The sequence below is a fragment of the Sinorhizobium terangae genome (assembly GCF_029714365.1).
In the GTDB taxonomy this organism is placed as follows: Bacteria; Pseudomonadota; Alphaproteobacteria; order Rhizobiales; family Rhizobiaceae; genus Sinorhizobium; species Sinorhizobium terangae.
On sequence record NZ_CP121659.1, the window covers coordinates 3,334,153 to 3,357,211 of the forward strand.

A 23,059-nucleotide genomic window follows, 5' to 3' on the forward strand; every position below is an offset into this window, starting at 1 on the left:
CCGCGAAGGTGAGCCTTCGCGGGTTGTTTTTCCGCTCAATGGAGCTCGATTCCGACCGGCAGGTGGTCGGAGCCCGTCGCATCATAGTCGGTCCAGCATCTTTCAGACGCGGAACGAGGCCGGCACTGAGGAAGCAATAGTCGAGATGCATTCGCCGCTGATGATCTTCAGGATGAATCCAGCTATAGCTTTCCGGCGTCAGCCGGCCGAGATGGGCGAGCGCGTCGACCGGATTGCCGATGCGCAGCGAGCGTCCGTAAAAGGCGTCGCGCGTCCCGACCATCGCATTGTATTCGGGCGATTCCGGCACCATGTTGAAATCGCCCATCACGACGAAATCCTCCGGATGCGGCGGCTCGGCAAAGCCGAAATCAGAGGCACCCGAAATCGCGCCGCCCTCGAGCGGATAGTTGACAAGCCTTTGTTTCAGAAACTCGATCTGGCTGATGCGTTCGCCCGGAAGCACATGGTCGAGGTGGACGGAATAGACCCGCAACGGGCCGGTCGGCGTCGCAATCAGCGCTTCGGTCGCGCCGCGCTGCAGGTTCATGGGGCTGACCGTGCGCGTCCGCGGCAAGGCGATCAGCCGCGTCGAAAGGATCGGCCAGCGCGACAGGATCATGTTGCCGAACTGGAACCGGCGATTGATCGCGCGGCCATTCTCGATCGCCGAGCCGACATCGATCTCACAGGGCGCATGAAACACGGAAAAATAGTCCGGCAGCAGATCTTCGAAGACCGAAACGAGATCGGCATTGCCGTTGCGATGAAAGTTGCGCGTCACTTCCTGTAGGGCGATGATGTCGGCCTCGCGGAGAGAGGCGGCGATGCGCTCGGGGTCGAAACGCCCGTCGAGACCGATGCCGTATTGAATATTGTAGCTTGTGAAGCGCACGATAGTCTTTGACCTCCAGGGTAACCGCCTATATCGATGGCGCAAATATACTGAACAGATGGCAGCCAGATGAAATTTCTCGACGAAGCAAAGGTCTATATCCGGTCCGGGGACGGCGGCGCAGGCGCGGTCTCCTTCCGCCGCGAGAAATTCATCGAGTTCGGTGGACCGGACGGCGGCGATGGCGGCCGCGGCGGCGACGTCTGGGTCGAGGCGGTCAATGGCCTCAACACGCTGATCGACTTCCGCTACCAGCAGCACTTCAAGGCAAAGACCGGCACGCATGGCATGGGCCGCAACCGTACCGGTGCCGGCGGCGCCGACGTGACGCTGAAGGTACCGGTCGGCACACAGATCTTCGAGGAAGACAACGAAACGCTGATCGTCGACATGGTGGCCGAAGGCCAGCGCTATCGGCTTGCCGCCGGCGGTAATGGCGGCTTCGGCAACGCCCACTTCAAGTCGTCCACCAATCAGGCGCCGAACTGGGCCAATCCGGGCCTTGAGGGCGAGGAAAAGACGATCTGGCTCCGGCTGAAACTGATCGCGGATGCCGGCCTCGTCGGCCTGCCGAATGCGGGCAAGTCGACTTTTCTTGCCGCCTGCACCCGCGCTCGGCCGAAGATCGCCAACTATCCCTTTACGACGCTCCATCCGAACCTCGGCGTCGCAACGGTCGATGGCCAGGAGTTCATCCTCGCCGACATCCCGGGCCTGATCGAGGGCGCCCATGAGGGTGTCGGCATCGGCGACCGCTTCCTCGGCCATGTCGAGCGCACCCGCGTGCTCCTCCATCTCGTCTCGGCGCAGGAAGAGGATGTCGCCAAGGCCTACAAGACCGTGAAGCACGAACTCGAAGCCTATGGCGGCGGGCTGGAGGACAAGCCGGAAATCGTCGCACTGGCACAGATCGACGTGCTCGATGACGAGGAACTGAAGGCAAAGGCCAAGGCGCTCGCCAAGGCCTGCGGCTCGCCGCCGCTCACGATTTCGGCGGTCACGAGCAAGGGTATGACGGAGGCACTCCGGGCCCTTCGCAGCGTCATTTCCGCCGCCAAGGCCGGAGAAGAGAGCGCGTAGCATGACCAGGACCCGCAAGCCGCTGCAAAAATACCGCCGGGTCGTCATCAAGATCGGGTCGGCGCTGTTGGTCGATCGCAAATCGGGACTGAAAAAGCCCTGGCTCGACGCCATGTGCACCGACATTGCCGGACTGAAGGCAAAGGGCGTGGAGGTGCTCGTCGTCTCTTCGGGCGCGATTGCGCTCGGGCGGACGGTGCTCGATCTTCCGGCCGGGGCGCTCAAGCTCGAGGAAAGCCAGGCGGCCGCCGCCGTCGGCCAGATCGCTCTGGCGCGTGCATGGTCGGAAAGCCTCTCGACCGATCAAATCATTGCGGGCCAGGTTCTGCTGACGCTCGGCGACACGGAAGAGCGCCGCCGCTACCTCAATGCCCGCGCGACCATCAGCCAGTTGCTGAAGCTCGGCGCCGTGCCGATCATCAACGAGAACGACACGGTGGCGACCACCGAGATCCGCTACGGCGACAACGACCGGCTGGCCGCCCGGGTGGCGACGATGGTCGGCGCCGATCTGCTCGTGCTGCTTTCCGATATAGACGGCCTTTACACCGCCCCGCCGCATCTCGATCCCGACGCGCGCTTTCTCGAGACGATCGCCGAAATCACGCCGGAGATCGAGGCGATGGCCGGGGGTGCGGCCTCCGAGCTTTCGCGCGGCGGCATGCGCACCAAGATCGATGCCGGCAAGATCGCGACCACTGCGGGCTGCGCGATGATCATCGCCTCGGGTAAGCCCGAACATCCGCTGGCGGCGATCGAATCCGGCGCCCGCTCCTCCTGGTTCGCGCCGGCCGGCTCGCCGGTGACCGCGCGCAAGACCTGGATCGCTGGGCAGCTTCTGCCGGCTGGCACGCTTACCATCGACGCCGGGGCCGAAACGGCGCTCCGCTCCGGCAAGAGCCTGCTGCCGGCCGGTGTCCGGCAGGTAACGGGCAGCTTCAGCCGTGGCGACACGATCGCGATCCTCGGCTCGTCAGGCCGCGAAATCGCCCGCGGCCTCGCAGGCTATGATGCCGACGAGGCGCGCCAGATCGCCGGCAAGAAATCGGCCGAGATCGCCGCGATCCTCGGCTATGCCGGCCGCGCGGCGATGGTGCACCGTGACGATCTGGTGATGACGGGTCCCGCCGGGACGCGTCTGGACGACGGAAAAGACGAGAGGAAGGGCGAGGTTCATGCCTGACGCGGTCAATAACGGCGAGGACGTCAACAACGTCATGCTGGAAATCGGCCGCCGGGCCAAGGCGGCAAGCCGGCCGCTCGCCGTTGCGAGTGCCGAGCGCAAGCACGCCGCCCTGATCGCCATGGCAGATGCCATTGTCGCCAGCACGGACGAAATCCTTGCGGCCAATATGGTCGACCTGGAAAATGCCGAGAAGACGGGTGTCGCCAAGGCCTTCATCGATCGTCTCACACTCAACCGGGATCGCATCCGCGACATGGCCGACGGCATCCGTGCGATCGCCGCGTTCAAGGATCCGATCGGCGACGTGATCGCCGAATGGGACCGCCCGAACGGTCTGCATATCGAGCGCGTACGCACGCCGCTTGGCGTGATCGGCGTGATCTACGAAAGCCGGCCCAACGTCACGGCGGATGCCGGCGCACTTTGCCTCAAGGCCGGCAATGCCGTGATCCTGCGCGGCGGCTCCGACAGTTTTCATTCGTCGCGGGCGATCCACGCTTGCCTGGTCGAGGGGCTGAAGGCCGCGGGTCTTCCGGAGCATGCCATCCAGATGGTGCCGGTTGCCGACCGCGCCGCCGTCGGCGCCATGCTCACCGGCCTCAACGGCGCGATAGACGTGATCGTGCCGCGCGGGGGAAAGAGCCTCGTCGCTCGCGTTCAGAGCGAGGCGCGGGTGCCGGTCTTCGCGCATCTCGAAGGCCTCTGCCATATCTATGTCGACGCCTCGGCCGACCTAGACATGGCGAAGAAGATCGTGGTCAACGCCAAGATGCGGCGCACCGGCATCTGCGGCGCCGCCGAAACACTGCTCATGGACCGCAATGCCGCGGATCGGTTGGCGAAGCCGCTGCTTCAGGCGCTCGTTGACGCCGGCTGCGAAGTCCGGGCTTCGAAGGACTTGGAAGCGCTGCTGCCGGGCCTGAAGCCCGCGACAGACGCGGATTGGGCAACCGAATATCTCGACGCGATTATTTCGGCGAAGCTGGTCGACGGCATTTCCGGTGCCATCGACCACATCAACACCTGGTCGTCGGCGCATACCGAAGCGGTTATCGCGGAAGATCCGGCCGTCGTGGAACGCTTCTTCTCGGAAATCGACTCCGCCATCCTGCTGCACAATGCCTCGACGCAGTTTGCCGACGGCGGCGAGTTCGGCATGGGCGGCGAGATCGGCATCGCCACCGGCAAGATGCATGCACGCGGGCCCGTCGGCGTCGAACAGCTGACGTCGTTCAAATACCGCGTGCGCGGCACGGGACAGGTGCGGTCCTGACGTGATTCCGCCTCGAGTGAACGCGCGCTATCTGCGCATGCCGCATGTCGAAGGCGGGATGACGGTCGGCCTCTTCGGCGGCTCGTTCAACCCGCCCCATGGCGGCCATCTCCTCGTAGCCGAAACGGCGCTGCGCAAGCTTGGTCTCGACCAACTCTGGTGGATGGTGACGCCCGGCAACCCGCTGAAGAACCACAACGATCTCGCGCCGCTGGCGGAACGCATCGCGCTTAGCGAGAAGATCGCTCCCAACCCGCGCATCAAGGTCACGGCGTTCGAGCAGGCGCTCGGCCAGAGCTACACGGCCCGCACGCTCGAAATCGTACGCGCGCGTAACCGCGATGTGCGCTTCGTCTGGGTCATGGGGGCGGACAACCTCAAGAATTTCCACCGCTGGCAGAGCTGGCGCAAGATTGTCGCGACCTTTCCGATCGCGGTTATCGACAGGCCGGGCTCGACGCTTGCCTATCTTTCCTCGCGCATGGCGCGGACCTTCGATTATGCCCGTATCGACGAGGACGATGCTCTGGCGCTCGCCTTCCACCCCGCGCCCGCCTGGACATTCATTCACGGACCACGCTCGCCGCTGAGTTCCACGGCGCTTCGCTCTACAGCGCCGCGCGCCTCATCAGACGCGAAATCCGCATGAATTGCCATGATTCATTTCTCGCGTCTTGAAACCCTCATGGTTTGGTGCCTACATTTATGAACGGTTCGATCCTGATCATCGAATCGGAAGTGCCTGTTCTGTTCTTTTGGAAAGGAAAGACCCTGACAACAGTACACGCCAAGGGTTATGCGGCAACCGCATACCCGCGCAGCACGGAATCAAGCGACGAAGCCGCTGTCCGTGCGCTTAACCTGGTCCTCGAAAGCCTAGAGGACTCGAAAGCAGAAGATATCGTCACCATCAACATTGCCGGAAAATCGGCGCTGGGAGACTTCATGGTTGTCGTCTCCGGGCGGTCGAACAGGCATGTGATGGCGATTGCCGACCACCTGATCACGGACCTAAAGGACGAAGGGTTTGGCAATTCCCGCGTCGAAGGCCTTGAAGGTGGCGACTGGGTGCTGATCGACACCGGCGATGTGATCGTTCACATCTTCCGGCCGGAGATCCGGGAGTTCTACAACATCGAAAAGATGTGGGCGGCCCCGGAAATCGAGGACGGTACCCTGCACTGAGACGCGCCGCCCGAGCCTGACCCAAACCTCAGGACGGAGCGACTGCGCCGGTGTCGAATGAAAATGCGGCTGTCATCGCCCGGCTGGGCCGATGACAGCAAGAGTGGTTTTGCCAGTCGCTTTGCAGGATCGGGCTGGCACCGGTGGGGATGATCGGGTCGTGCGTATCGGACTTTTCGCAGTCGGCCGCCTGAAGGCGGGGCCGGAAAAGGATCTCGCGGGCCGCTATCTCGACCGCTTCGCCAAGGCGGGGTCCGCGGTGGGGCTGGAGCTTGCGCGGGTCGTGGAAGTCAACGAAAGCCGTGCCGGCAATGCGGAGACGCGCAAGCGCGAGGAGGCGGCCCAGCTTGAAAAGGCGCTCGCGGACGGCAGCCTGCTCGTTTTGCTCGACGAACGTGGAAAGGCGATCGATTCGGAAGGCTTCGCTTCGCTCATCAGCACCTTTCGGGACAGCGGAAAACGCGATCTGATGATCGCGATCGGCGGCGCCGATGGCCTGGACCCGGCGCTGCATGCGCGCGCTGACGCTATACTCTGTCTTGGCAAGATGACCTGGCCGCACCAGCTCGTGCGCATTCTGATCGCCGAACAGCTTTACCGTGCCGTAACGATCCTGTCGGGCCATCCCTATCACCGCGCTTGAAGAGACGCTTGTTTATTCGCGGATGCAATAACACGATTATGTGTTGGTTGGCCGAGCCAAATCAGATTAGGGTTCTCTCACCTAATTATTGCAGGAAAGCATCGGGCCGTATGACGCGCCGAGAAAAATGTGCCGACTTGGGATGGGCGGTGCGTCGTGTCGGACGCGGTGCCGCGGCATTGGCCGTTCTCTTGGGCGTGATCGCCGCGCCGGCTGTAGCCCAGGACACAGCCCCCGGGAACCCCGCGGGCGCGCCGTCGAACGAGCAGAAAGCGGTAGATCCCGCAGCCGATCTGGCGCTCAGGCGCGACAGCACGCGCAGCGAGCTCGACGCGCTTTCGAAGACCATAACGCTGTCGCGTGAGCGCGCCGAAGCGCTGGAACAAACGATCGCCGAGATCGACAAGAGCAGCGAGGCGCTGCGCGCCGCGATCGTCGAGTCGGCAAGCAAACGACGCGGGCTCGAGCAGCAGATCGCCGATGGCGAAAACAAGCTTAACGACCTGCGCGTGAAAGAGGACGTGGTGCGGCGATCGCTCCGTGGCAGGCGCGGCGTGCTTGCAGAAGTGCTTGCCGCCCTGCAGCGCATGGGGCGCAACCCGCCGCCTGCCATCCTCGTCACGCCGGAGGACGCACTGGCCTCGGTTCGCAGTGCAATCCTCCTTGGCGCCGTTGTGCCGGAGATGCGCGAGCAGACCGACAGCCTCGTCGCCGACCTGAAGGCGCTCGCGGATATTCGTGGCGGCATCGGAAAGCAGCGCGAGGAACTGACGGCGGCGATGACGGCCAATCTCGAGGAAGAGCGCCGCATGTCGATGCTGGTGACCGAGAAGGAAAAGTTGCGGCAGCAGAATGCGAACGAACTTGCAGTCGAGCAGCGCAAGGCCCAGGAACTGGCCTCGCAGGCGACCAATCTCGAAGGACTGATTTCGTCGCTGGAGAACGAGATCTCCTCGGTGCGGGATGCCGCCGCGGCCGCTCGCGCACAGGAAGAAGAGCGTCGGCGGATGAGCGAGGCCGAGCGCGAAGAGGCCCGCGAGATCGCCCGCAACGCGGTGCCCGACAAAAACCGCATTGCGCCCGCATATGTGTTTTCGGAGTTGCGGGAAAGGCTTGCCTATCCCGTCGCGGGGTCACTCCTGCGGCAGTTTGGCGATGCGGACGGCACCGGGCATTCGCTGCAGGGCATCATGCTGGAAACCAATGCAGGCGCGCTGGTGACAACGCCGGCGGACGGGTGGATTGTCTACGCGGGAAGTTTTCGCAGCTACGGGCAGATGATCATTCTCAATCCCGGCGACGGGTATCATATCGTTCTGTCGGGAATGGAAAATGTCAGCGTCCGGACGGGACAATTCGTCGTGGCCGGCGAGCCATTGGCGACGATGGGTGCAAAAAGAGTGGCGAGTGCGGCGGCCTTGGCGCTGGAAACAGACAGGCCAACGCTTTACATTGAATTCCGAAAAGACGGAAAACCGGTCGATTCCCGACCGTGGTGGTCCGCAGCAGAGGTTGGAAAGGCGCGAAATGATACGTAGAGCTTCACTTGTTCTGGTCGGGGCGCTGATGGGTGCGACGGCGATGGGCGTCGTCTATTCGGCGACCATTCCGGCCGAGGCAGCCAACTCGTCGACGTACCGCGAACTGGCGATTTTCGGCGACGTTTTCGAGCGTGTGCGGGCGCAGTATGTGACGCCCCCGCAGGATGACAAATTGATCGAGAATGCCATCAACGGCATGCTCTCCTCCCTTGACCCGCATTCGAGCTACATGAACTCGACGGACGCCGAGGACATGCGCACGCAGACGCGCGGCGAATTCGGCGGTCTCGGCATCGAAGTGACCATGGAAGACGATCTCGTCAAGGTGACGAGCCCGATCGACGATACGCCCGCGGCGCGCGCCGGCGTGCTTGCCGGCGACTTCATCTCGAAGATCGACGGCCAAGACGTTCGCGGCCTGAAGCTCGAGGAAGCTGTCGACAAGATGCGCGGCGCCGTCGGCACGCCGATCAAGCTCACCATTCTGCGCAAGGGCGCCGAAAAGCCGATCGAACTGACGATCGTGCGCGACGTGATCGCCGTCCGTGCCGTGAAATACCGCACCGAAGGCGACGTCGGCTATCTGCGCGTCATCTCCTTCACCGAAAAGACCTTCGACGACCTGAAAAAGGGCATCGAGAAGATCAAGGCGGACGTTCCGGCGGACAAGCTGAAGGGCTACGTGCTGGATCTTCGCCTCAATCCGGGCGGTCTGCTCGATCAGGCTATCAACGTTTCGGACGCCTTCCTCGAGCGCGGCGAGGTCGTTTCGACCCGCGGCCGCAACCCGGACGAGACCCGTCGCTTCAATGCGACGCCCGGCGATCTCGCCGACGGCAAGCCGGTCATCGTCCTCGTCAACGGCGGCTCGGCATCCGCATCGGAAATCGTTGCCGGTGCGCTGCAGGATCTGAAGCGTGCCACGGTGCTTGGCACGCGGTCCTTCGGCAAGGGCTCGGTTCAGACGATCATTCCGCTGGGCGATGCCGGCGCGCTGCGCCTGACGACGGCGCTCTACTACACGCCGTCCGGCAAATCGATCCAGGGCACCGGCATCTCGCCGGACATCAAGGTCGAGCAGCCGCTGCCGCCGGAGCTTCTGGGCAAGGTGGAAGCGCAGGGCGAATCCGACCTGCGTGGCCACATCAAGGGCCAGAACGAGGACGATGAGGGTTCCGGCTCCGTGGCCTATGTCCCGCCGGAAGCCAAGGACGACATCCAGCTCAACTACGCGCTCGATCTCCTGCGCGGCAAGAAGACGGATCCGTCCTTCCCGGCCAACCCGGAACAGGCCGAACTCAAGAAGTAAGCGAAGCTCGAGAAATTCGTCAACGCGGGCGCCGGGCTGTTCAACCCGGCGCCTTTATATTATGCAACGGCAACAGCCAGCGAAGATCCGATGATTCTTCGTGAGCGGCGTCTTTCAAGAGCAACTTCCTTCAGGTCGACCGAGGCTCCGTTTGGGAACCGATCTCAATGCCCCACTTGGCCAGAACAGGAAGGTAAAGCCTGCCCGCCGGCGCGACTTCCGCAGCTTCTTCGGCTATGCGCTCGCAAGCCTCTGTGCCGTCACCGTCGTCGGCCTTTCCGCCTGGAGCGCTCTGGCGCCAGACGGGCTTACCCATGCGCCCAAGGCGTCGGAAGTTGCCCCAAAAGGCGCAGCATCCGCCGGAGAGACGACGGCTGGAACCGCTGATTCCGCAGGAAGGCGGAAAAATCCTCTTCGCCCGAACGGAGCACTTTCCGGCGCCCATGTCGAAGAGATGCTGACGAACGACGGGGCGACGGTGACGAAGTACACGCCGCGATCACGCGAAAGCGACGGCCCGGCATTCATCAACGTCGGACCGGTTCGCGGCCAGGATCCGCGCATGGCGGCGCTGCCGAACGAGGATCTCTTGGAGGAAAGCCCCCAGGGCCGTCTGCCGATTACCGGTCCGGACGGGCTGAGACCGATGGACCAGTATGCGCGCCCGTGGTCCGGCGCGCGCGGCACCCGCATTGCGCTCGTCGTCGGCGGTCTCGGCCTCAGCCAGACCGGAACGCAACGGGCGATCCGCGACCTTTCGCCGGACGTGACGCTCGCCTTCGCCGCCGCCGGCAACAGCCTTCAGCGCTGGGTGCAGGACGCGCGACGCGACGGCCATGAGATCCTGCTGCAGGTTCCGATGGAGCCCTTCGACTATCCGGACAATGATCCGGGTCCGCACGCGCTCCGCGTTTCATTGGGCGCCACCAAGAACCTCGCAGAACTGCACCGGAGCATGGGCCAGATCACCAACTATACCGGCATCATGAACTATCTCGGCGGACGCTTCCTCTCCGACGCCGATGCGCTCGAGCCGGTAATGCGCGACCTCGGCAAGCGCGGGCTGCTCTTCCTCGACGACGGCACATCGGCACAGTCACTCTCGGGCACGCTCGCCGGTGCCTTCGACGTGCCGCATGGTTTTGCCGATGTCGTTGTCGACAGTGAGCTCAGCCGCGGCGCAATCCTGCGCAAGCTCGACGAACTGGAGCGCGTCGCAAGGCGAAACGGCACGGCGATCGGCGTCGCCTCCGCCTTCGATGAAAGCGTGGCGGCAATCTCCGAATGGATGCAGGAGGCGGGCGGGCGCGGCATCGAATTCGTCGGCGTTTCGGCGCTCGTCAACGATCCGCAACAAAAATGAGATAAGCGGGCGAAAGAGAAGGCGCTCCCGATCGGGCTGCTGTATCGCTATGGCGTTGATTTGTGGGGCCCATTGCAATGTTTCCGCATCTGGTAAGACGCGCGGCGCCGTAGGGGGCGAGAGAAGGAAGTCAGTATGAGCAAGGACAAAAGCAAGGTCGTGAAGGCGGAAGACCTGCCCTACCGGCCCTGCGTCGGGGTCATGGTCCTGAACCGCGAAGGCCTTGTCTGGGTCGGGCATCGGCTCGCCGTCGGCAATTCGGAATATGACGGCTCGCCGCAACTGTGGCAGATGCCGCAGGGCGGTATCGACGAGGGCGAGGATCCGCTCAAGGCCGCTTACCGCGAGCTTTACGAAGAGACCGGCATTCGCTCGGTATCACTGCTGGCCGAGGCGCCGAACTGGATCAACTACGATCTGCCGCCGCAATTGATCGGGATCGGCCTCAAGGGCAAGTACCGTGGGCAGACGCAGCGCTGGTATGCCTTCCGCTTCGAAGGCGAGGAAAGCGAAATCGCCATCAATCCACCGCCCGGCGGCCACGATCCTGAATTCGACGCGTGGGAGTGGAAGCCGATGCACGAATTGCCGAATCTGATCGTGCCCTTCAAGCGCAAGGTGTACGAGGAAGTCGTTGCAGCCTTCTCCCATCTGGTGCGTTGAGGAAATCGGCGATTTTTCGCGCGCGTTTCTCCGCTGATCCTGCTGCCGGAACCTTCCTTCCGCCTGCGGGCGGCGGGCCGAGGTGACGCCCAGTTCGACCGGTAAAGAAAGAGCGCCTCGCCTTTCAAGGCGACGGCGCTCGCGTCAGAGAAAGATCAACGCTTATTCGGCTTCGTTGGCGGGGGCGGCGTTGAGCTGGCCGTACTTCTGCTCGCCGATCGTGTCGAGCAGTTGAAGCTGCGACTCGAGGAAGTTGATATGGCCTTCCTCGTCTGCAAGCAGCTCCTCGAAAAGCTTCATCGAGACATAGTCGCCGGCCGCGTGACAGACATCGCGGGAATTCTTGTAGGCCTTGCGCGCATCATACTCGCCGGCGAGGTCAGCCTTCAGCACTTCCTTGACATTCTGCCCGATCCGCAGCGGCGCGACCGTCTGCAGGTTCGGATGGCCTTCAAGGAAGATAATGCGGTCGATGAGCTTGTCGGCATGGTGCATTTCCTCGATGGATTCCTCACGCTCTTTTTTTGCGAGCAGCGTGTAACCCCAGTCTTCGAGGAGGCGGTAATGCAGCCAGTACTGGTTGACGGCACCAAGTTCGAGAAAGAGCGCTTCGTTAAGCTGCTCGATGACCTTTTTGTCGCCTTTCAAAATCCGCCCTCCGGTTTTCCTCGTGGAATTGTTTTAGGCGGATCATGAAATCAAATATCTCGGCTTCCGTCGAGTCGCGACGGGCGTGATATTCTTCGGTGGTGCGGATGATGATGTCGACGACGTTCGGAAAGCAGCCGCAGCAACGGCCGCGCTTTTCCATCGCGTGATAGACTTTCGCCGGCACGATCAACTGCCAACAGTCTTCGTCGAGGAGGCTGATGATCGTATCTTCGATCTCTTTTTCAGTGATGAAATTGCAGCTGCAAACCAGCATCTCGTCTTGCCTATCAAACGCAACGCCCTGATTTCTCGCATTAAGCAAAAGAGGATATTTGCCGTCAAGAAAAAACTCCTCCCCGTAAAGTTGAGGGGTATGTTAGATCGGTTCTAAACTTGACGGAAATCATCGCATTTTCATCGCATTAGCCGATTCTAAGGAGACGGTTTTTTTTCCAGAACTTGCAATTTTTGCCGAACAGCCTGCGACATTTTTACACAGGACGAACCCAGGCGCCGCAAACCTTGTGGAACTCACCAGGCGAAGGGCGTGATCTCACCTAAACTCAGTGGAAGTTGCGCCCTTTCGGTATGACATCGGCCACGTCGGTTGTCGCTTCCGCGTGCTGATTGGGGCGGGCGGGCAGGGCCAGGCGCAATTGTTTAAGCGCTTTCCTTTCGCGGGCATCGGCTGTCGGCCGCAAGGCCTCGTCCGCACGGTCGTTGGCTGCGAAACGCCGTGCTTGCGTGCGCAAGAGGCCGAGCATGGGCGTTATGTCCTCGATATGCTCGGCCACCACATGGATGACATCGCTTTCGCTCTGTAAGCGGCCACGGACCTTCACGAGCCGCGAGCCCATGACCTCTGCCCGGTATTTCTTGAACATTTTTTCCCAGACAATGATGTTGGCGACGCCGGTCTCGTCCTCGATCGTCATGAAGATGACACCCTTGGCCGAACCCGGGCGCTGGCGAACGAGCACAAGGCCGGCGACCGTGACCCTTCTTCCTGCGGCGGTCCTCGCCAGATCGCGATTGGCAACTATGCCCATTCGCGAGAAATCCTCCCGCATGAAGGAAACAGGGTGAGCCTTCAGCGAAAGCGTCAGGTAGCGGTAGTCGTTGATGACATGCTCCCCAGGGGGCATATCGGGCAGAGTGACCGCCGGCTCGGCCTGCAGGTCCGCGGAACCCGCGCCATCGAAAAGCGGCAGGCGCTCGACCGCTGACGCCTCGTCCAGCGCCTTCACCGCCCAGAGGGCCGCACGCCGATCAAGGCCGATGGAACGGAAGGCATCGGCATCGGCAAGGCGTTCCAGAACGGACCGGGTAAGCCCGGACCGCATCCAGAGATCATGGACGGAGCGGTATCCCCTGTCGCGATGCGCAACGAGTGCATTCATATCCTCTTGCCTTAGCCCCTTGATCAGCCGGAAGCCCAGCCGGACGGCCTTTTCAGTCCGGATCACGCCTGCCATCCCGGCATGACGAGGACTGATCGCGGCCTTTTTGAACATGCCTTCGCCCTCAAGCAGTGCGTCCCAGCTCGAAAAATTGATGTCGACCGGCAGCACCTTGACCCCATGTTCGCGGGCATCGCGCACGAGCTGCGCCGGCGCATAGAAACCCATCGGCTGCGAGTTCAGGATCGCAGCACAGAAGACGTCCGGGTAATAGGCCTTGAACCAGGACGAGGCATAGACGAGGGATGCGAAGGAGGCCGCATGGCTCTCGGGAAAGCCGTATTCACCGAACCCCTTGATCTGGTTGAAGCAGCGCTCGGCAAACTCCCTGTCGTAACCGTTCTTGACCATGCCCTCGATCATCTTTCGCTCGAAGGTATGGATCGTGCCGGTCCGCTTGAAAGTCGCCATGGCGCGGCGGAGCTGATCGGCTTCGCTGGGCGAAAAGCCGGCGGCGGTGATCGCGATCTGCATCGCCTGTTCCTGGAACAGCGGCACGCCGAGCGTCCGGGCAAGGACCGGCCTCAACTCCGGTTTCGGGAAATCGAATACGTTTTCACCCCTACGCTGCGCCTCGCGCCGTTTCAGATAGGGGTGCACCATGTTGCCCTGGATGGGGCCGGGGCGGACGATCGCGACCTCGATCACCAGATCATACATTTCGCGCGGCTGGAGACGCGGCAGCATGCTCATCTGCGCCCGGCTTTCGATCTGGAAGACCCCGACCGTGTCGGCGCGACAGATCATGTCATAAACGACCTTCTTCTGATCCTGATAGATTTCAGCCAGCTCTTTCTTTTCCTCGTAATGCGCTTCCAATAGCTTGAAGGCCTTGGCGAGGCAGGTCAGCATGCCGAGCGCCAGCACGTCGACCTTCAGGATCTTCAGATGGTCGAGGTCGTCCTTGTCCCATTCGATCATGTAACGGTCGGGCATGGCCGTGTTCATGATCGGCACCACCTCGTCGAGCCGGTCGCGGGTGATCACGAAGCCGCCGACATGCTGCGATAGGTGCCGCGGAAAGTTCAGGAGAAGGCTGGCATAGCCGAGAACGCGCCTCGTCAGCGGGTCCGAGGCATCGAGACCCGCAGCCTTTGCCTGCTCCTCGGTGAAGGCCGAAGAACTCCAGCCCCAGATCGAGCTCACCAGCGCCGACTGGACATCCTCCGAAAGGCCGAAGGCCTTGGCAACCTCGCGCCCGGCGGAACGCGAGCGATAGCTGATCACCGCGGCGGTCAGGCCGGCATGCTCCTTGCCATAGGTCCTGTAGATATGCTGGATGACCTCCTCGCGCCGCTCATGTTCGAAATCGACATCGATATCGGGCGGCTCGTCACGGTCGCGGGACAGGAACCGGTCGAAGAGCAGGGTGAACTTTTGCGGATCGACATCGGTGATGCCGAGGCAGAAGCAGACCGAGGAATTGGCCGCGGATCCCCGCCCCTGGCAAAGAATCTTCTCCTCGCGGGCAAATTTCACCAGCTTGTGCACGGTCAGGAAATAGGGCTCGTATTTCTTGTCGTTAATGAGTTCCAGCTCATATTCGATCTGCCGCGTCACCTTTTCCGGCACGCCGGCGGGATAGCGTTCGGCCGCACCTTCGGCGACGAGCCGCTTCAAGGTTTCCGCCGGCGTTTCGCCTTCGGCGTTTTCATCCGGATACTGGTGGCTGAGCTCGTCGAGATTGAAGGCGAGCCGCTTGAAGAACTTGCGCGCATTGACGATCGCCTCGGGGTAGTCGCTGAAAAGCCGGGCCATTTCCTTCGGGCCCTTCAGGTGCCTCTCGGCATTCTTCTGGAGAAGGAAGCCGGCGCTCGCGACTGCCACATGTTCCCGAATGGCGGTGACGACATCCGCGAGCGGCCTGTATTGCGGATCGTGATAGAGCGCGTCATTGGTGGCCAGAAGCCGGACACCGGCCTTCCGGGCGAGAGCGGCAAGAACGGCGAAATCATGCCGGTCGAAGCCGTCGTAACGCGGCGTCATTCCGAGATAGAGCCGGTTGCCCGCCTGTTGCTGCAGCTTCTCCAGGATACCTCCAAGAAAGCCTGCGTCCGGTCGCCCCTCGCCTTGCATGATGATAAGGAGAAGATCCTCCTGCCACTCGAAAAGATCCGCGAGATAAAGCGTGCACTCCCCTTTCTTTGAGCGCAGGTTTCCGGCGCTGAGCAGGCGACACAGATGCCCCCACCCCTTCCTGTTTCTTGGATAGGCGAGGATATCCGGCGTGCCGTCGGCAAAAACCAGGCGGGCGCCCGGCCGGAAAGGGTAGCCCTCCACTTTTGCCTTGGCATGGGCCCGGACGACGCCCGCGACGCTGTTGCGATCGGCGATGCCGAGGCCGGCAAGCCCGACCTTCTTGGCAAAGACGATCATCTCCTCGGCGGGTGCTGCTCCTTCCAGAAAGGAGAAATTCGTACGCGCGCCAAGTTCGTAGAAGGCAGGATCCGCGCTCATGCGAAAACTCCATGCATGAACCAGCGGGGCGAGGATGTCTCCCGTCCGTAAAGACCCTCGCGGAACAGCCAGAAACGGCGGCCTTCCTGATCCTCGACCCGGAAGTAGTCGCGGGTCGGATGCCCCTCCCCATCGAGCCACCATTCGGCGGCGATGCGCTCCGGTCCCTCGGCACGGGCGACACGATACTGGGTCTTGCGCCAGTTGAAGCTGCGCGGCGCGCCATCGGGCACTTCGGCCGTCGCTTCGACAAGCTCGGGATGCGTAAAAATCCGGAGCGGGCGGTTTTCGGGACAGGCTTTTTCATCGACCGGACGAGATCCGATGACCGTCGCGACATCCGTCAGGGGCGCAAATCCGCCCGCGCGTTCCGGCAGATGGCTTTCGGCAAGGGTCGCAAAGGTCAGGCAATCCGGCCCGAAGCGGGCACACAGCTTGTCGGCGAAGGCGGCGAGCGGCTGGCTTTCATCGGGAACGCCGGAAAAGTCATCCTGGGCAGGATCGAGCCTTTCGCTTCTAAGGACGGACAGCCGAAGGATCTCGAAACCATATCCGGCATCGAGGTCATCATGAACCGCCTGCAACCGCTCGCGAAAGAGAGCCGCGATCCGATCGGCGTCGTTCAAGGGGACGGCCGCATGCGCCTGAATGCGGAACACCCGGCCATCGACGCGAATGAGAAGAAGCTCGAACAGGCGCCCGCCTTCGCCATGCCGCTCCAGCGAGAGACGGACATCACCGGAAAGATGCCGCGCCAGTTCAAGAATGTGCTCTTCGTCCTGAAGCGGTTCGGCAAGGCGGCGTTCGGCAGAAAAGCTCGGAACGGGAAGACGGGGCGAGAGAGGCTCGTCCGCGTGGCCCCTCGCCTGATCGAGCCGCAGGAGAAGCAAGGAGCCGAAGCGGCGGGTAAGAGGCGCGCGCGGCGCCTGAAGAAGATCACCGATCTCTTTCAGCCCGACCCGATCGAGCAAGGCGACGGTTTCCTCCGGCAGGCGCAGGGCGGCGACCGGCAAGGGTGCGAGAACCCGTTCGGCATCCTCGGGCGCGATGACGGCCGCACTGCCGTAGCGGGCAACCGCCCAGGAGAGGCCCGCAGAGGAGGAGATCACCGCACGCGCCTCGACGCCGAGCAGGAAGAGACGCGAAAGCACGTCATTGACCAGCACTTTCTCGCCACCGTGAAGATGGGCGCAACCGGTGATGTCGAGGAACAGGCCATCCTTTCCGTCGAGCGCGACCAGCGGCGTATAGCGATCGCACCAGTCGGCAAGCCCTTCCAGAAGGGCCCGGTCCGCCGCCGGATCGTCGATGATCACGTCGAGCGACGGACACATGGCGCGGGCGTCCGCCGCCCCCTGGCCCCGCTTCAGGCCCACCCGTTCGGCAAGCGTGTCGAGAGCGACCAGCCGCATGGCATTGTCGATCTTGGCAGCGAACACGACGGGCGGATGATCAGGACGCCCTTGCGTAAGCCAGGAGGCGCCCCATCGAATCCGCGCCACTCGATCGGCCGACAGATGCGGAAAATGGATCGACAGAATTCTCTGATTGCCCGTCTGCCTGAGAAGCGACGGACTGCTCGATGGGGTAGAAGCGGCGGTCATGGGCATTCCATTCCAGAAAGATATCGGCAGAGGCGTAAGCCCTGCTTTTTTTGACAAGGACGTGAAAGGCTGGATGACCGATGCTGCCGCAAAGCATCGCGCCATCGGGAAGAGGTCGCTCGCCGGCCGATGCCGGCTTGATCTGTAGCCGGTAAAAGGCGCTGCTGGCCTCCTCCTCGCCCGCCTGCCGGAAGAGGAAAAGAGGCACTCCGCCCGCCCGGGCCCTTACATGCAGGCGCCTGCTCTCGCTCAAGGCGAGACAGGCGGGATTGCCGCGGATTTCCAGAACGACGGCCGCAAAGACCGGTACCGAAAGAGCCGTTTCGGCAACCCAGAGCGCATCCTTGACCGTACGTATCGAAACGAACAGGAAGCGCTCGATGTCGAGCCCATAGGATTTGAGGCCCGGCGCATATGGAAATCCGGCCTCACGAGAGGCAAGCGCCTGACTGATCCACAGGACCGGTGCCAGATGACCTTTCTCCTTCTTTCGCCGCTGACAGAGCACCGCAAGCGCCGTCACGAAACCGGCGGCTGCACCCGCATCGCGCGTTTCGGCATTGCGGATTTCCGTCATGCCCGCAAGCGGCAGCCCGCCTTCGAGCACGTCATCAAGCGGCGGGACGCCAAGGGGCAGGATCTTGTTGCGGGATGCCTCCTCTCTTTGGCGCCGGAAACCGGCAGGATCGGCCGCCTTGGCTGCACGCAGGACCCCGGGCAGCCGGCGATTTTCAATCTGCGCAATGGTTTCGCGGAGGGAAAGAACGGTTTCCCGCTGCACGGCTTTCTCGGCCATGACGGTCGGCTCCACCAGATGTTCACTTTATGTTCCTATGGATTCCAGAGCCCGCCGCAAGAGTCAACAACGATGTTTGAGAATTTATTCCTCATCCTGCCCTGGCAGAATTCAACACTCGAAAAACAAAGGAGAAATCGTTATATGAAGGGCAACAAGGAGTGCCCATGGCCCGCATTGACCAGACCGATGATTGGCGGGAACGCCACGCACCGACGCTCAGCACATTCGAACTGCTTGCGCTCGAAGCCTATAGCCATCTGCCGGAGGAATTCCGCAAGCTGACGACCGATCTCATGATCGAAGTCGCCGATTTTCCAAGCGACGACGTCTTCGAAGACATGGCGCTTGAAACGCCTTTCGACCTGCTTGGCCTGTTCGAAGGCCGCGGGATCGGCGAACGCTTCACCATGGAGACTGGCCAATTTCCGAACCGCATCACGCTCTATCGCCGCCCGATCCTCGACTACTGGGCGGAAAACGAGGAAACGCTGGGTGACATCATCACCCATGTGCTGATCCATGAGATCGGCCACCATTTCGGCCTTTCCGACGACGACATGGAGCGGATCGAGGCCAGCGTCGAACACGTGGGCGGGTAGTCCAGGAAAAAGCGTGTAACAGTTTTCCGTCCCTCACCTGACTTTCAACGCAAGCCTCAGTCTTCGATCTTGCGCGCTTCCGACACGAGCATGATCGGAACGCCGTCGCGGATCGGATAAGCGAGACGGGCCTTTTCGGATATCAGTTCCTGCGCTTCCGCGTCATAGCTCAACCGCCCCTTCGTCAGCGGGCAGACGAGCAGTTCGAGGAGTTTCGGATCGACCTTGATGGCATTGACATCCATGGCTTTGCCCTACTGGAGGATGTTGTCGAGGTCGCCGAAATTGCGGGCAAGCACGATCTCGGTGATCGCAATCAGCGTTTCGGCGCGGGTCTTCAGGTCAGGCGCTTCCAGCAGCGCCTGCTTTTCCGCCGGGCCGTAGGGCGACATCATCGCCATGGAATTGACGAGCGTGCGGTTGCTCGCCCGCTCGACGCTCTCCCAGTCCGCCTCCAGCTTGTTGGCGTCGAGATAGGCGCGGAAAGCGGCGAGCAGCGCCTCGCGGTCGACCAGGCCCTCATCGTCGGGATTTTCGAGATCGGTTGCGAAGGGGCCGATGCGGAAGCGGCGATAGCCGCGGCAGCCAGCCACCTCGGCGAAGAGGCGGTAGCGGCACACACCGGTGACCGAGGTGATGTAGCGCCCGTCACCGGTCTCCGCAAAGGAGGTGATGCGGCCGATGCAGCCGACCTGGCAAAGCGCCGGCACGGGCCCCGAGTCGATATCGTTGCGCCCCTCGGAGAAGGAGGGCTGGACGATGCCGATCAGCCGGTTTCCGGCAAGCGCGTCATCGAACATCGCAAGATAGCGCGGTTCGAAGATATTGAGCGGAAGTTGCGCGCCTGGAAGCAGGAGCGCGCCCGTCAGCGGAAATACCGGAAGGATCTCCGGCAAGTCCTGAGGACCGAGGTAGCGCGCATTTCCGACATGCATTCTGGTAGACCTTGCAGATACCGGATTGCCGCGCCTCATCGCAGGCACGACCCCCGATCAAGAAATGGTGCGTCCCTTGAAAATCTCAAGGGAAAAAGACGCGGATCCTGCTGCAGTCTTGCCGCTTAAGAAAAAAGAATCGACGAAAGCTTGCGCCGCGCCGCGACCGTCGCCGGATCCTTCGGTCCCCAGACTTCAAAGAAGCCCAGGAGCTCGCGCCGGGCGCCATCGTCCTCGAAGCTGCGGTCGCGCTTCATGATCAAAAGCAGGTGGTCGGCCGCCGCATTCCGGTCGCCTTCGACATTGCGGATCTTGGCAAGCTTCAGCCGCGCCGCGTGGTCATCCGGATTGAGCGCCAGCTGATGCTCGAGCGCCGTCGGATCGCCGAGTTTGCGTGCTTCTTCGATCTGGTCGAGTTTCTTCGAGACGGCGCCGATGGCGGCGTCCTTCGCAAGCTCCTCCGGCAATTCCGAAAGCGCCTGGCGCGCCTCGGCAAGCTGGCCGAGCGCAATCATGCATTCGACCATGCCGGCAATGGCGGTCGCATTTTCCGGCTCCGCCTGGAGGACGGCACCATAGAGGCCGGCGGCGTTTTCCGCCTCACCGGCATCGAGCAATGCCTTGGCATCGGTCAGTGCGGCTTCGATCTCGGCCTTGCCATCGCTCACGGCGGGTCCCGCGATACGGTCGATGAACTGCTTGATCTGGCTTTCGGGAACCGCACCCATGAAGCCGTCGACCGGGCGTCCGCCGACGAAGGCGATGACGGCGGGGATCGACTGGATGCCGAGCTGGCCCGCGATCGAGGGATGGTCGTCGATATTCATCTTGACGAGCTTCACCCGGCCGGCAGCTTCCGTCACGACCTTTTCGATCACCGGGGTCAATTGCTTGCAGGGTCCGCACCAGGGCGCCCAGAAATCGACGAGGACCGGCTGCTGGCGCGAGGCTTCCAGCACGTCGCGGGAGAAGGTGGCGGTGGTCGTCTCCTTGATCAGATCGCCTGCGGCTGCGGCCTTCGGCGCCGGCTGGCCACCGAACGAAGCCGAAGCCGTCATCTGGTTGCCGAAAGAACCTGCATAGGGATTGTCGCTACCGCTCATTCTTCTCTCCTCGCGGACTTGCCGTCCGACTTCATGCATCCGCGCCAAAGATCGTATGTCAGCTCGTCACTTTCAAGACAAGCGGCTCATGCCCTGTCGCTTCCATGAAACGCAGCATGTCTTTCGACGCGATCGAGGTCGTCTGGTCGTTCGAGAGCGGGTGGCCGTTGATCGTGTCAAATTCCATCAACGCCTCGTCGAGAATGAACTTCACGTTGCCGCCCGTGTCGTTGATCGCGCCGAATGCGGTCACCGCGCCGGGGATGACGCCCAGATATTCCATCAGCTTTTCCGGCTTGCCGAAGGAAACCTTGCTCGCCGCGCCGATGACCTGATGGACGGTCTTCAGGTCCACCGTAGCGTGCTCCTCGACGGTCAGCAGGAAATAGTTGCCCTTCTTATCCTTCACGAACAGGTTCTTTGTATGTCCGCCGGGAATTTCGTCGCGCAGCGCCACCGATTCGGCCACCGTGAAGACCGGCGCATGGCGCTTCGTCGTGTGTTCGATCCCAAGGTCGTCGAGAAAACGGAACAGGTCCTCCGCGGTCTTCGGCTCAGCCTCGCTCATCATCAAATCCTTCCTGTCGTGGCGATTTTCGCCCTGCTTTACGGAGAACAGGCGCGCTCCGCAATCTCAGGCGCGGCGATTCTCAGGGGCTGGTGCGGCATGTGGGCGGAAGCCGTTCACGCTTCCCATGCGGTGCGCACTCTTGACCAACATGCGTCAGTGGAAAACACCAGCATTTCCAGGCTTTCTGGATTGCCCCGAAAAAATTCTTCGCATTTGCGTCATTTCCCTGTTGCATTTGAAAAAGGCTTAGGCCATATAGCGCCCGTCGCCGCAAGACGGGGCGGCACCACGGTCCACCGACTACCCCCGGGCCGCGGATGATGAGCGGGTGTAGCTCAGGGGTAGAGCACAACCTTGCCAAGGTTGGGGTCGGGCGTTCGAATCGCCTCACCCGCTCCAATTTTCCAACCACTTCATTTCATTGTCGCCTTGGCCTCTATCGTTGAGCCACGCTGCTTTAACGTGGGGTGCGTCCAATCGGACGCGCAAAGACCCTAGCACTTTGAATTACTGCAGCCGCAGCAGCCCCTCAGCTCTTCATAAATACGTAGTCCGTCTCCTGACGCAGCGTTTTACCCGGCCTGAGCACCGCGTTCGGAAAACCTTCGTGATTGATGGCGTCGGGCCAGATTTGCGTTTCGAGGCAGAAGCCGGCGAAGGGGCCGTAGCGGCGGCCCTCCAGGCCCGGCACCGGCACGTCGAGCTTGAAGCCGGTATAGAGCTGGATGCCGGGCTCGGTCGTCAGCACTTCCAGCGAAATCCCGGAATTGATGCTGCGCACCAGCGCCACCGAGTGTTTTTCCATCCGCTCCGGCGAGAGACAGAAATTGTGGTCGTAGGTGATCTTTTCGCCTTCCGTCTGCCGTCGCAGCGAGGTCATTTCCCTGAGATCGAAGGCCGTGCCGGCAACGGCGCGGATTTCGCCGGTCGGGACCTGCCGCTCGTCGGTCGGCAGATAGTGATCGGCGGCGATCATGATGTCATGGCCGAACACGTCGTCGCTGCCGTCGAGATTGAAGTAGCTGTGCTGGCAGACATTGGCGAGCGTCGGGGCATCGGTTTCCGTTGCGTAAGCGACGTTCAACACGCCACCGGGTTTCAGCGTATAGCTGCAGGTGGTCGTGCAATTGCCGGGATAGCCGGCCCGTCCGTCGGGATCGGTGATCCTGAGCGTTACGCGATCCTCTGCAAGGTCGATAATCGTCCAGTTGCGGTTGGCGATGTTATCGCTGCCACCGTGAAGATGGGTCACACCCTTTTCGTTGCGCTCCAGCTGATAGGCCTTGCCGTCGAGCGTGAAACGTCCGCCGCCGATGCGGTTGGCGTTGCGGCCGGGGGTCGCGCCGAAATAGGACGAATGCGCAGGATAGCTGTCGAAATCCTCGAAACCGAGCACCAGCGGCGGCTGGTGCCCTTCGAGCCGCAGGTCCTGGATGACCGCCCCCCAGGTGATCACCTTCGCGGTCAAGCCGCCGCCTCTGAGCGTCACGCGATGAACCGGTTCACCGGAGGGCAGGTGACCGAAGATTTCCATGTCCGCGCTCATCTTGTCTCCATCTTCTGCGAGTCGGCGTCAACCTGCGGTATTTCCGGCGACGCGGCAACCGGAAAGTCATACTTTTCCTCTGCCTGCGTCCGGCTGCCCCTCATCCGCTGCCGCGACCTTCTCCCCACTTGCGGGGAGAAGGACATGCCGCTCCGCCCACGCCCCCTCTGCCCGCAGGCGGAGCGAAGGGGCAAGC

Annotated in this window: 21 protein-coding genes, 1 tRNA gene and 1 pseudogene; 12 read left to right on the top strand and 11 right to left on the bottom strand. The window is 62.3% G+C overall.

The genetic code is table 11. The features are described from left to right. Positions 1-35 precede the first annotated feature (35 nt). Positions 36-895: pseudogene (locus QA637_RS15805) on the bottom strand (endonuclease/exonuclease/phosphatase family protein). Positions 896-964: 69 nt separating this feature from the next. Between QA637_RS15805 and obgE the strand changes: the two are divergent. The 10 genes from obgE to QA637_RS15855 all read left to right on the top strand — a co-directional run bounded on the left by obgE (position 965) and on the right by QA637_RS15855 (position 11,138). Then, the gene (gene obgE, locus QA637_RS15810; RefSeq protein WP_283062276.1) at positions 965-1,975 is read left to right on the top strand and encodes a GTPase ObgE; all 1,011 of its coding nucleotides are present in this window, start codon (positions 965-967) and stop codon (positions 1,973-1,975) included. A 1-nt stretch (position 1,976) separates the two neighbouring features. Next, complete coding sequence (gene proB, locus QA637_RS15815) at positions 1,977-3,158, top strand: glutamate 5-kinase (RefSeq protein WP_283062277.1); 1,182 nt, start codon at positions 1,977-1,979, stop codon at positions 3,156-3,158. Continuing rightward, positions 3,151-4,434: a glutamate-5-semialdehyde dehydrogenase gene (locus QA637_RS15820; RefSeq protein ID WP_283062279.1), complete on the top strand. Its 1,284-nt coding sequence runs from the start codon at positions 3,151-3,153 to the stop codon at positions 4,432-4,434. The genes proB and QA637_RS15820 overlap by 8 nt, the downstream gene beginning before the upstream one ends. A 58-nt stretch (positions 4,435-4,492) precedes the next feature. After that, positions 4,493-5,083: a nicotinate-nucleotide adenylyltransferase gene (locus tag QA637_RS15825; RefSeq protein WP_283064982.1), complete on the top strand. Its 591-nt coding sequence runs from the start codon at positions 4,493-4,495 to the stop codon at positions 5,081-5,083. Between the two features lie 56 nt (positions 5,084-5,139). Beyond that, the gene (gene rsfS, locus QA637_RS15830; RefSeq protein WP_153436735.1) at positions 5,140-5,619 is read left to right on the top strand and encodes a ribosome silencing factor; all 480 of its coding nucleotides are present in this window, start codon (positions 5,140-5,142) and stop codon (positions 5,617-5,619) included. Between the two features lie 160 nt (positions 5,620-5,779). Continuing rightward, on the top strand, positions 5,780-6,262 hold the full coding sequence (gene rlmH / locus QA637_RS15835; RefSeq protein WP_283062280.1) for a 23S rRNA (pseudouridine(1915)-N(3))-methyltransferase RlmH: 483 nt from the start codon (positions 5,780-5,782) through the stop codon (positions 6,260-6,262). A gap of 110 nt (positions 6,263-6,372) precedes the next feature. Next, positions 6,373-7,800, top strand: coding sequence for a murein hydrolase activator EnvC family protein (locus QA637_RS15840; protein WP_283062282.1), 1,428 nt, complete (start codon positions 6,373-6,375; stop codon positions 7,798-7,800). Beyond that, complete coding sequence (locus tag QA637_RS15845) at positions 7,790-9,112, top strand: S41 family peptidase (RefSeq protein ID WP_153436737.1); 1,323 nt, start codon at positions 7,790-7,792, stop codon at positions 9,110-9,112. Before QA637_RS15840 ends, QA637_RS15845 begins: the two co-directional genes overlap by 11 nt. Positions 9,113-9,263: 151 nt before the next feature. Continuing rightward, positions 9,264-10,475, top strand: coding sequence for a divergent polysaccharide deacetylase family protein (locus tag QA637_RS15850; protein WP_283062284.1), 1,212 nt, complete (start codon positions 9,264-9,266; stop codon positions 10,473-10,475). 135 nt (positions 10,476-10,610) lie between these two features. Continuing rightward, entirely contained in the window at positions 10,611-11,138 is a 528-nt protein-coding gene (locus QA637_RS15855) for an RNA pyrophosphohydrolase (protein WP_283062285.1), read from the top strand. A gap of 162 nt (positions 11,139-11,300) precedes the next feature. Here the strand turns inward: QA637_RS15855 and bfr are convergent, their stop codons facing one another. The 5 genes from bfr to QA637_RS15880 form a co-directional block, all read right to left on the bottom strand. Next, complete coding sequence (gene bfr / locus QA637_RS15860) at positions 11,301-11,786, bottom strand: bacterioferritin (RefSeq protein WP_153436740.1); 486 nt, start codon at positions 11,784-11,786, stop codon at positions 11,301-11,303. Continuing rightward, a complete protein-coding gene (locus QA637_RS15865; RefSeq protein WP_136505458.1) occupies positions 11,752-12,063 on the bottom strand; it encodes a (2Fe-2S)-binding protein in 312 nt (103 codons plus the stop codon). Before QA637_RS15865 ends, bfr begins: the two co-directional genes overlap by 35 nt. 289 nt (positions 12,064-12,352) lie before the next feature. Beyond that, positions 12,353-15,706: an error-prone DNA polymerase gene (locus QA637_RS15870; RefSeq protein WP_153436741.1), complete on the bottom strand. Its 3,354-nt coding sequence runs from the start codon at positions 15,704-15,706 to the stop codon at positions 12,353-12,355. After that, entirely contained in the window at positions 15,703-17,118 is a 1,416-nt protein-coding gene (locus QA637_RS15875) for a DUF6504 family protein (RefSeq protein WP_184108661.1), read from the bottom strand. The genes QA637_RS15870 and QA637_RS15875 overlap by 4 nt, the downstream gene beginning before the upstream one ends. 40 nt (positions 17,119-17,158) lie before the next feature. Further along, positions 17,159-18,106, bottom strand: coding sequence for an ImuA family protein (locus QA637_RS15880; RefSeq protein ID WP_283062287.1), 948 nt, complete (start codon positions 18,104-18,106; stop codon positions 17,159-17,161). A 167-nt stretch (positions 18,107-18,273) separates the two neighbouring features. Here QA637_RS15880 and QA637_RS15885 point away from each other — a divergent pair, with 167 nt between their 5' ends. After that, positions 18,274-18,708, top strand: coding sequence for a metallopeptidase family protein (locus QA637_RS15885; protein WP_153436743.1), 435 nt, complete (start codon positions 18,274-18,276; stop codon positions 18,706-18,708). A 56-nt stretch (positions 18,709-18,764) separates the two neighbouring features. Here the strand turns inward: QA637_RS15885 and QA637_RS15890 are convergent, their stop codons facing one another. From QA637_RS15890 to QA637_RS15905, 4 genes are all read right to left on the bottom strand, one after another. Next, positions 18,765-18,953, bottom strand: coding sequence for a Trm112 family protein (locus QA637_RS15890; RefSeq protein ID WP_153436744.1), 189 nt, complete (start codon positions 18,951-18,953; stop codon positions 18,765-18,767). A gap of 9 nt (positions 18,954-18,962) precedes the next feature. Further along, entirely contained in the window at positions 18,963-19,643 is a 681-nt protein-coding gene (locus tag QA637_RS15895; protein WP_153436745.1) for an LON peptidase substrate-binding domain-containing protein, read from the bottom strand. A gap of 125 nt (positions 19,644-19,768) precedes the next feature. Then, positions 19,769-20,746 carry a thioredoxin gene (gene trxA, locus QA637_RS15900; RefSeq protein ID WP_153436746.1) on the bottom strand — a complete coding sequence of 326 codons (978 nt, stop codon included), beginning with the start codon at positions 20,744-20,746 and terminating at the stop codon, positions 19,769-19,771. Between the two features lie 58 nt (positions 20,747-20,804). Further along, positions 20,805-21,314 (bottom strand): prolyl-tRNA synthetase associated domain-containing protein, encoded by a 510-nt coding sequence (locus tag QA637_RS15905; protein WP_283064985.1) that lies wholly within the window; start codon positions 21,312-21,314, stop codon positions 20,805-20,807. Positions 21,315-21,641: 327 nt separating this feature from the next. Between QA637_RS15905 and QA637_RS15910 the strand changes: the two genes are divergently transcribed. After that, positions 21,642-21,716 (top strand) — tRNA-Gly (locus tag QA637_RS15910). Positions 21,717-21,846: 130 nt separating this feature from the next. Here QA637_RS15910 and QA637_RS15915 read toward each other — a convergent pair. Next, positions 21,847-22,863, bottom strand: coding sequence for an aldose epimerase family protein (locus QA637_RS15915; protein ID WP_153436747.1), 1,017 nt, complete (start codon positions 22,861-22,863; stop codon positions 21,847-21,849). Positions 22,864-23,059 lie beyond the last annotated feature (196 nt).

What these genes read in the sequence shown, in the direction of transcription:
- QA637_RS15915 (WP_153436747.1), bottom strand. Translation starts at nt 22,863, where the DNA reads ATGAGCGCGGACATGGAAATCTTCGGTCACCTGCCCTCCGGTGAACCG.
- QA637_RS15865 (WP_136505458.1), bottom strand. Translation starts at nt 12,063, where the DNA reads ATGCTGGTTTGCAGCTGCAATTTCATCACTGAAAAAGAGATCGAAGAT.
- QA637_RS15875 (WP_184108661.1), bottom strand. Translation starts at nt 17,118, where the DNA reads ATGCGGCTGGTCGCTCTCGACACGCTTGCCGAACGGGTGGGCCTGAAG.
- QA637_RS15845 (WP_153436737.1), top strand. Translation starts at nt 7,790, where the DNA reads ATGATACGTAGAGCTTCACTTGTTCTGGTCGGGGCGCTGATGGGTGCG.
- QA637_RS15870 (WP_153436741.1), bottom strand. Translation starts at nt 15,706, where the DNA reads ATGAGCGCGGATCCTGCCTTCTACGAACTTGGCGCGCGTACGAATTTC.
- QA637_RS15855 (WP_283062285.1), top strand. Translation starts at nt 10,611, where the DNA reads ATGAGCAAGGACAAAAGCAAGGTCGTGAAGGCGGAAGACCTGCCCTAC.
- QA637_RS15825 (WP_283064982.1), top strand. Translation starts at nt 4,493, where the DNA reads ATGACGGTCGGCCTCTTCGGCGGCTCGTTCAACCCGCCCCATGGCGGC.
- QA637_RS15820 (WP_283062279.1), top strand. Translation starts at nt 3,151, where the DNA reads ATGCCTGACGCGGTCAATAACGGCGAGGACGTCAACAACGTCATGCTG.
- QA637_RS15880 (WP_283062287.1), bottom strand. Translation starts at nt 18,106, where the DNA reads ATGGCCGAGAAAGCCGTGCAGCGGGAAACCGTTCTTTCCCTCCGCGAA.
- QA637_RS15885 (WP_153436743.1), top strand. Translation starts at nt 18,274, where the DNA reads ATGGCCCGCATTGACCAGACCGATGATTGGCGGGAACGCCACGCACCG.
- rsfS (WP_153436735.1), top strand. Translation starts at nt 5,140, where the DNA reads ATGAACGGTTCGATCCTGATCATCGAATCGGAAGTGCCTGTTCTGTTC.
- QA637_RS15840 (WP_283062282.1), top strand. Translation starts at nt 6,373, where the DNA reads ATGACGCGCCGAGAAAAATGTGCCGACTTGGGATGGGCGGTGCGTCGT.
- proB (WP_283062277.1), top strand. Translation starts at nt 1,977, where the DNA reads ATGACCAGGACCCGCAAGCCGCTGCAAAAATACCGCCGGGTCGTCATC.
- trxA (WP_153436746.1), bottom strand. Translation starts at nt 20,746, where the DNA reads ATGAGCGGTAGCGACAATCCCTATGCAGGTTCTTTCGGCAACCAGATG.
- QA637_RS15890 (WP_153436744.1), bottom strand. Translation starts at nt 18,953, where the DNA reads ATGGATGTCAATGCCATCAAGGTCGATCCGAAACTCCTCGAACTGCTC.
- obgE (WP_283062276.1), top strand. Translation starts at nt 965, where the DNA reads ATGAAATTTCTCGACGAAGCAAAGGTCTATATCCGGTCCGGGGACGGC.
- QA637_RS15895 (WP_153436745.1), bottom strand. Translation starts at nt 19,643, where the DNA reads ATGCATGTCGGAAATGCGCGCTACCTCGGTCCTCAGGACTTGCCGGAG.
- QA637_RS15905 (WP_283064985.1), bottom strand. Translation starts at nt 21,314, where the DNA reads ATGAGCGAGGCTGAGCCGAAGACCGCGGAGGACCTGTTCCGTTTTCTC.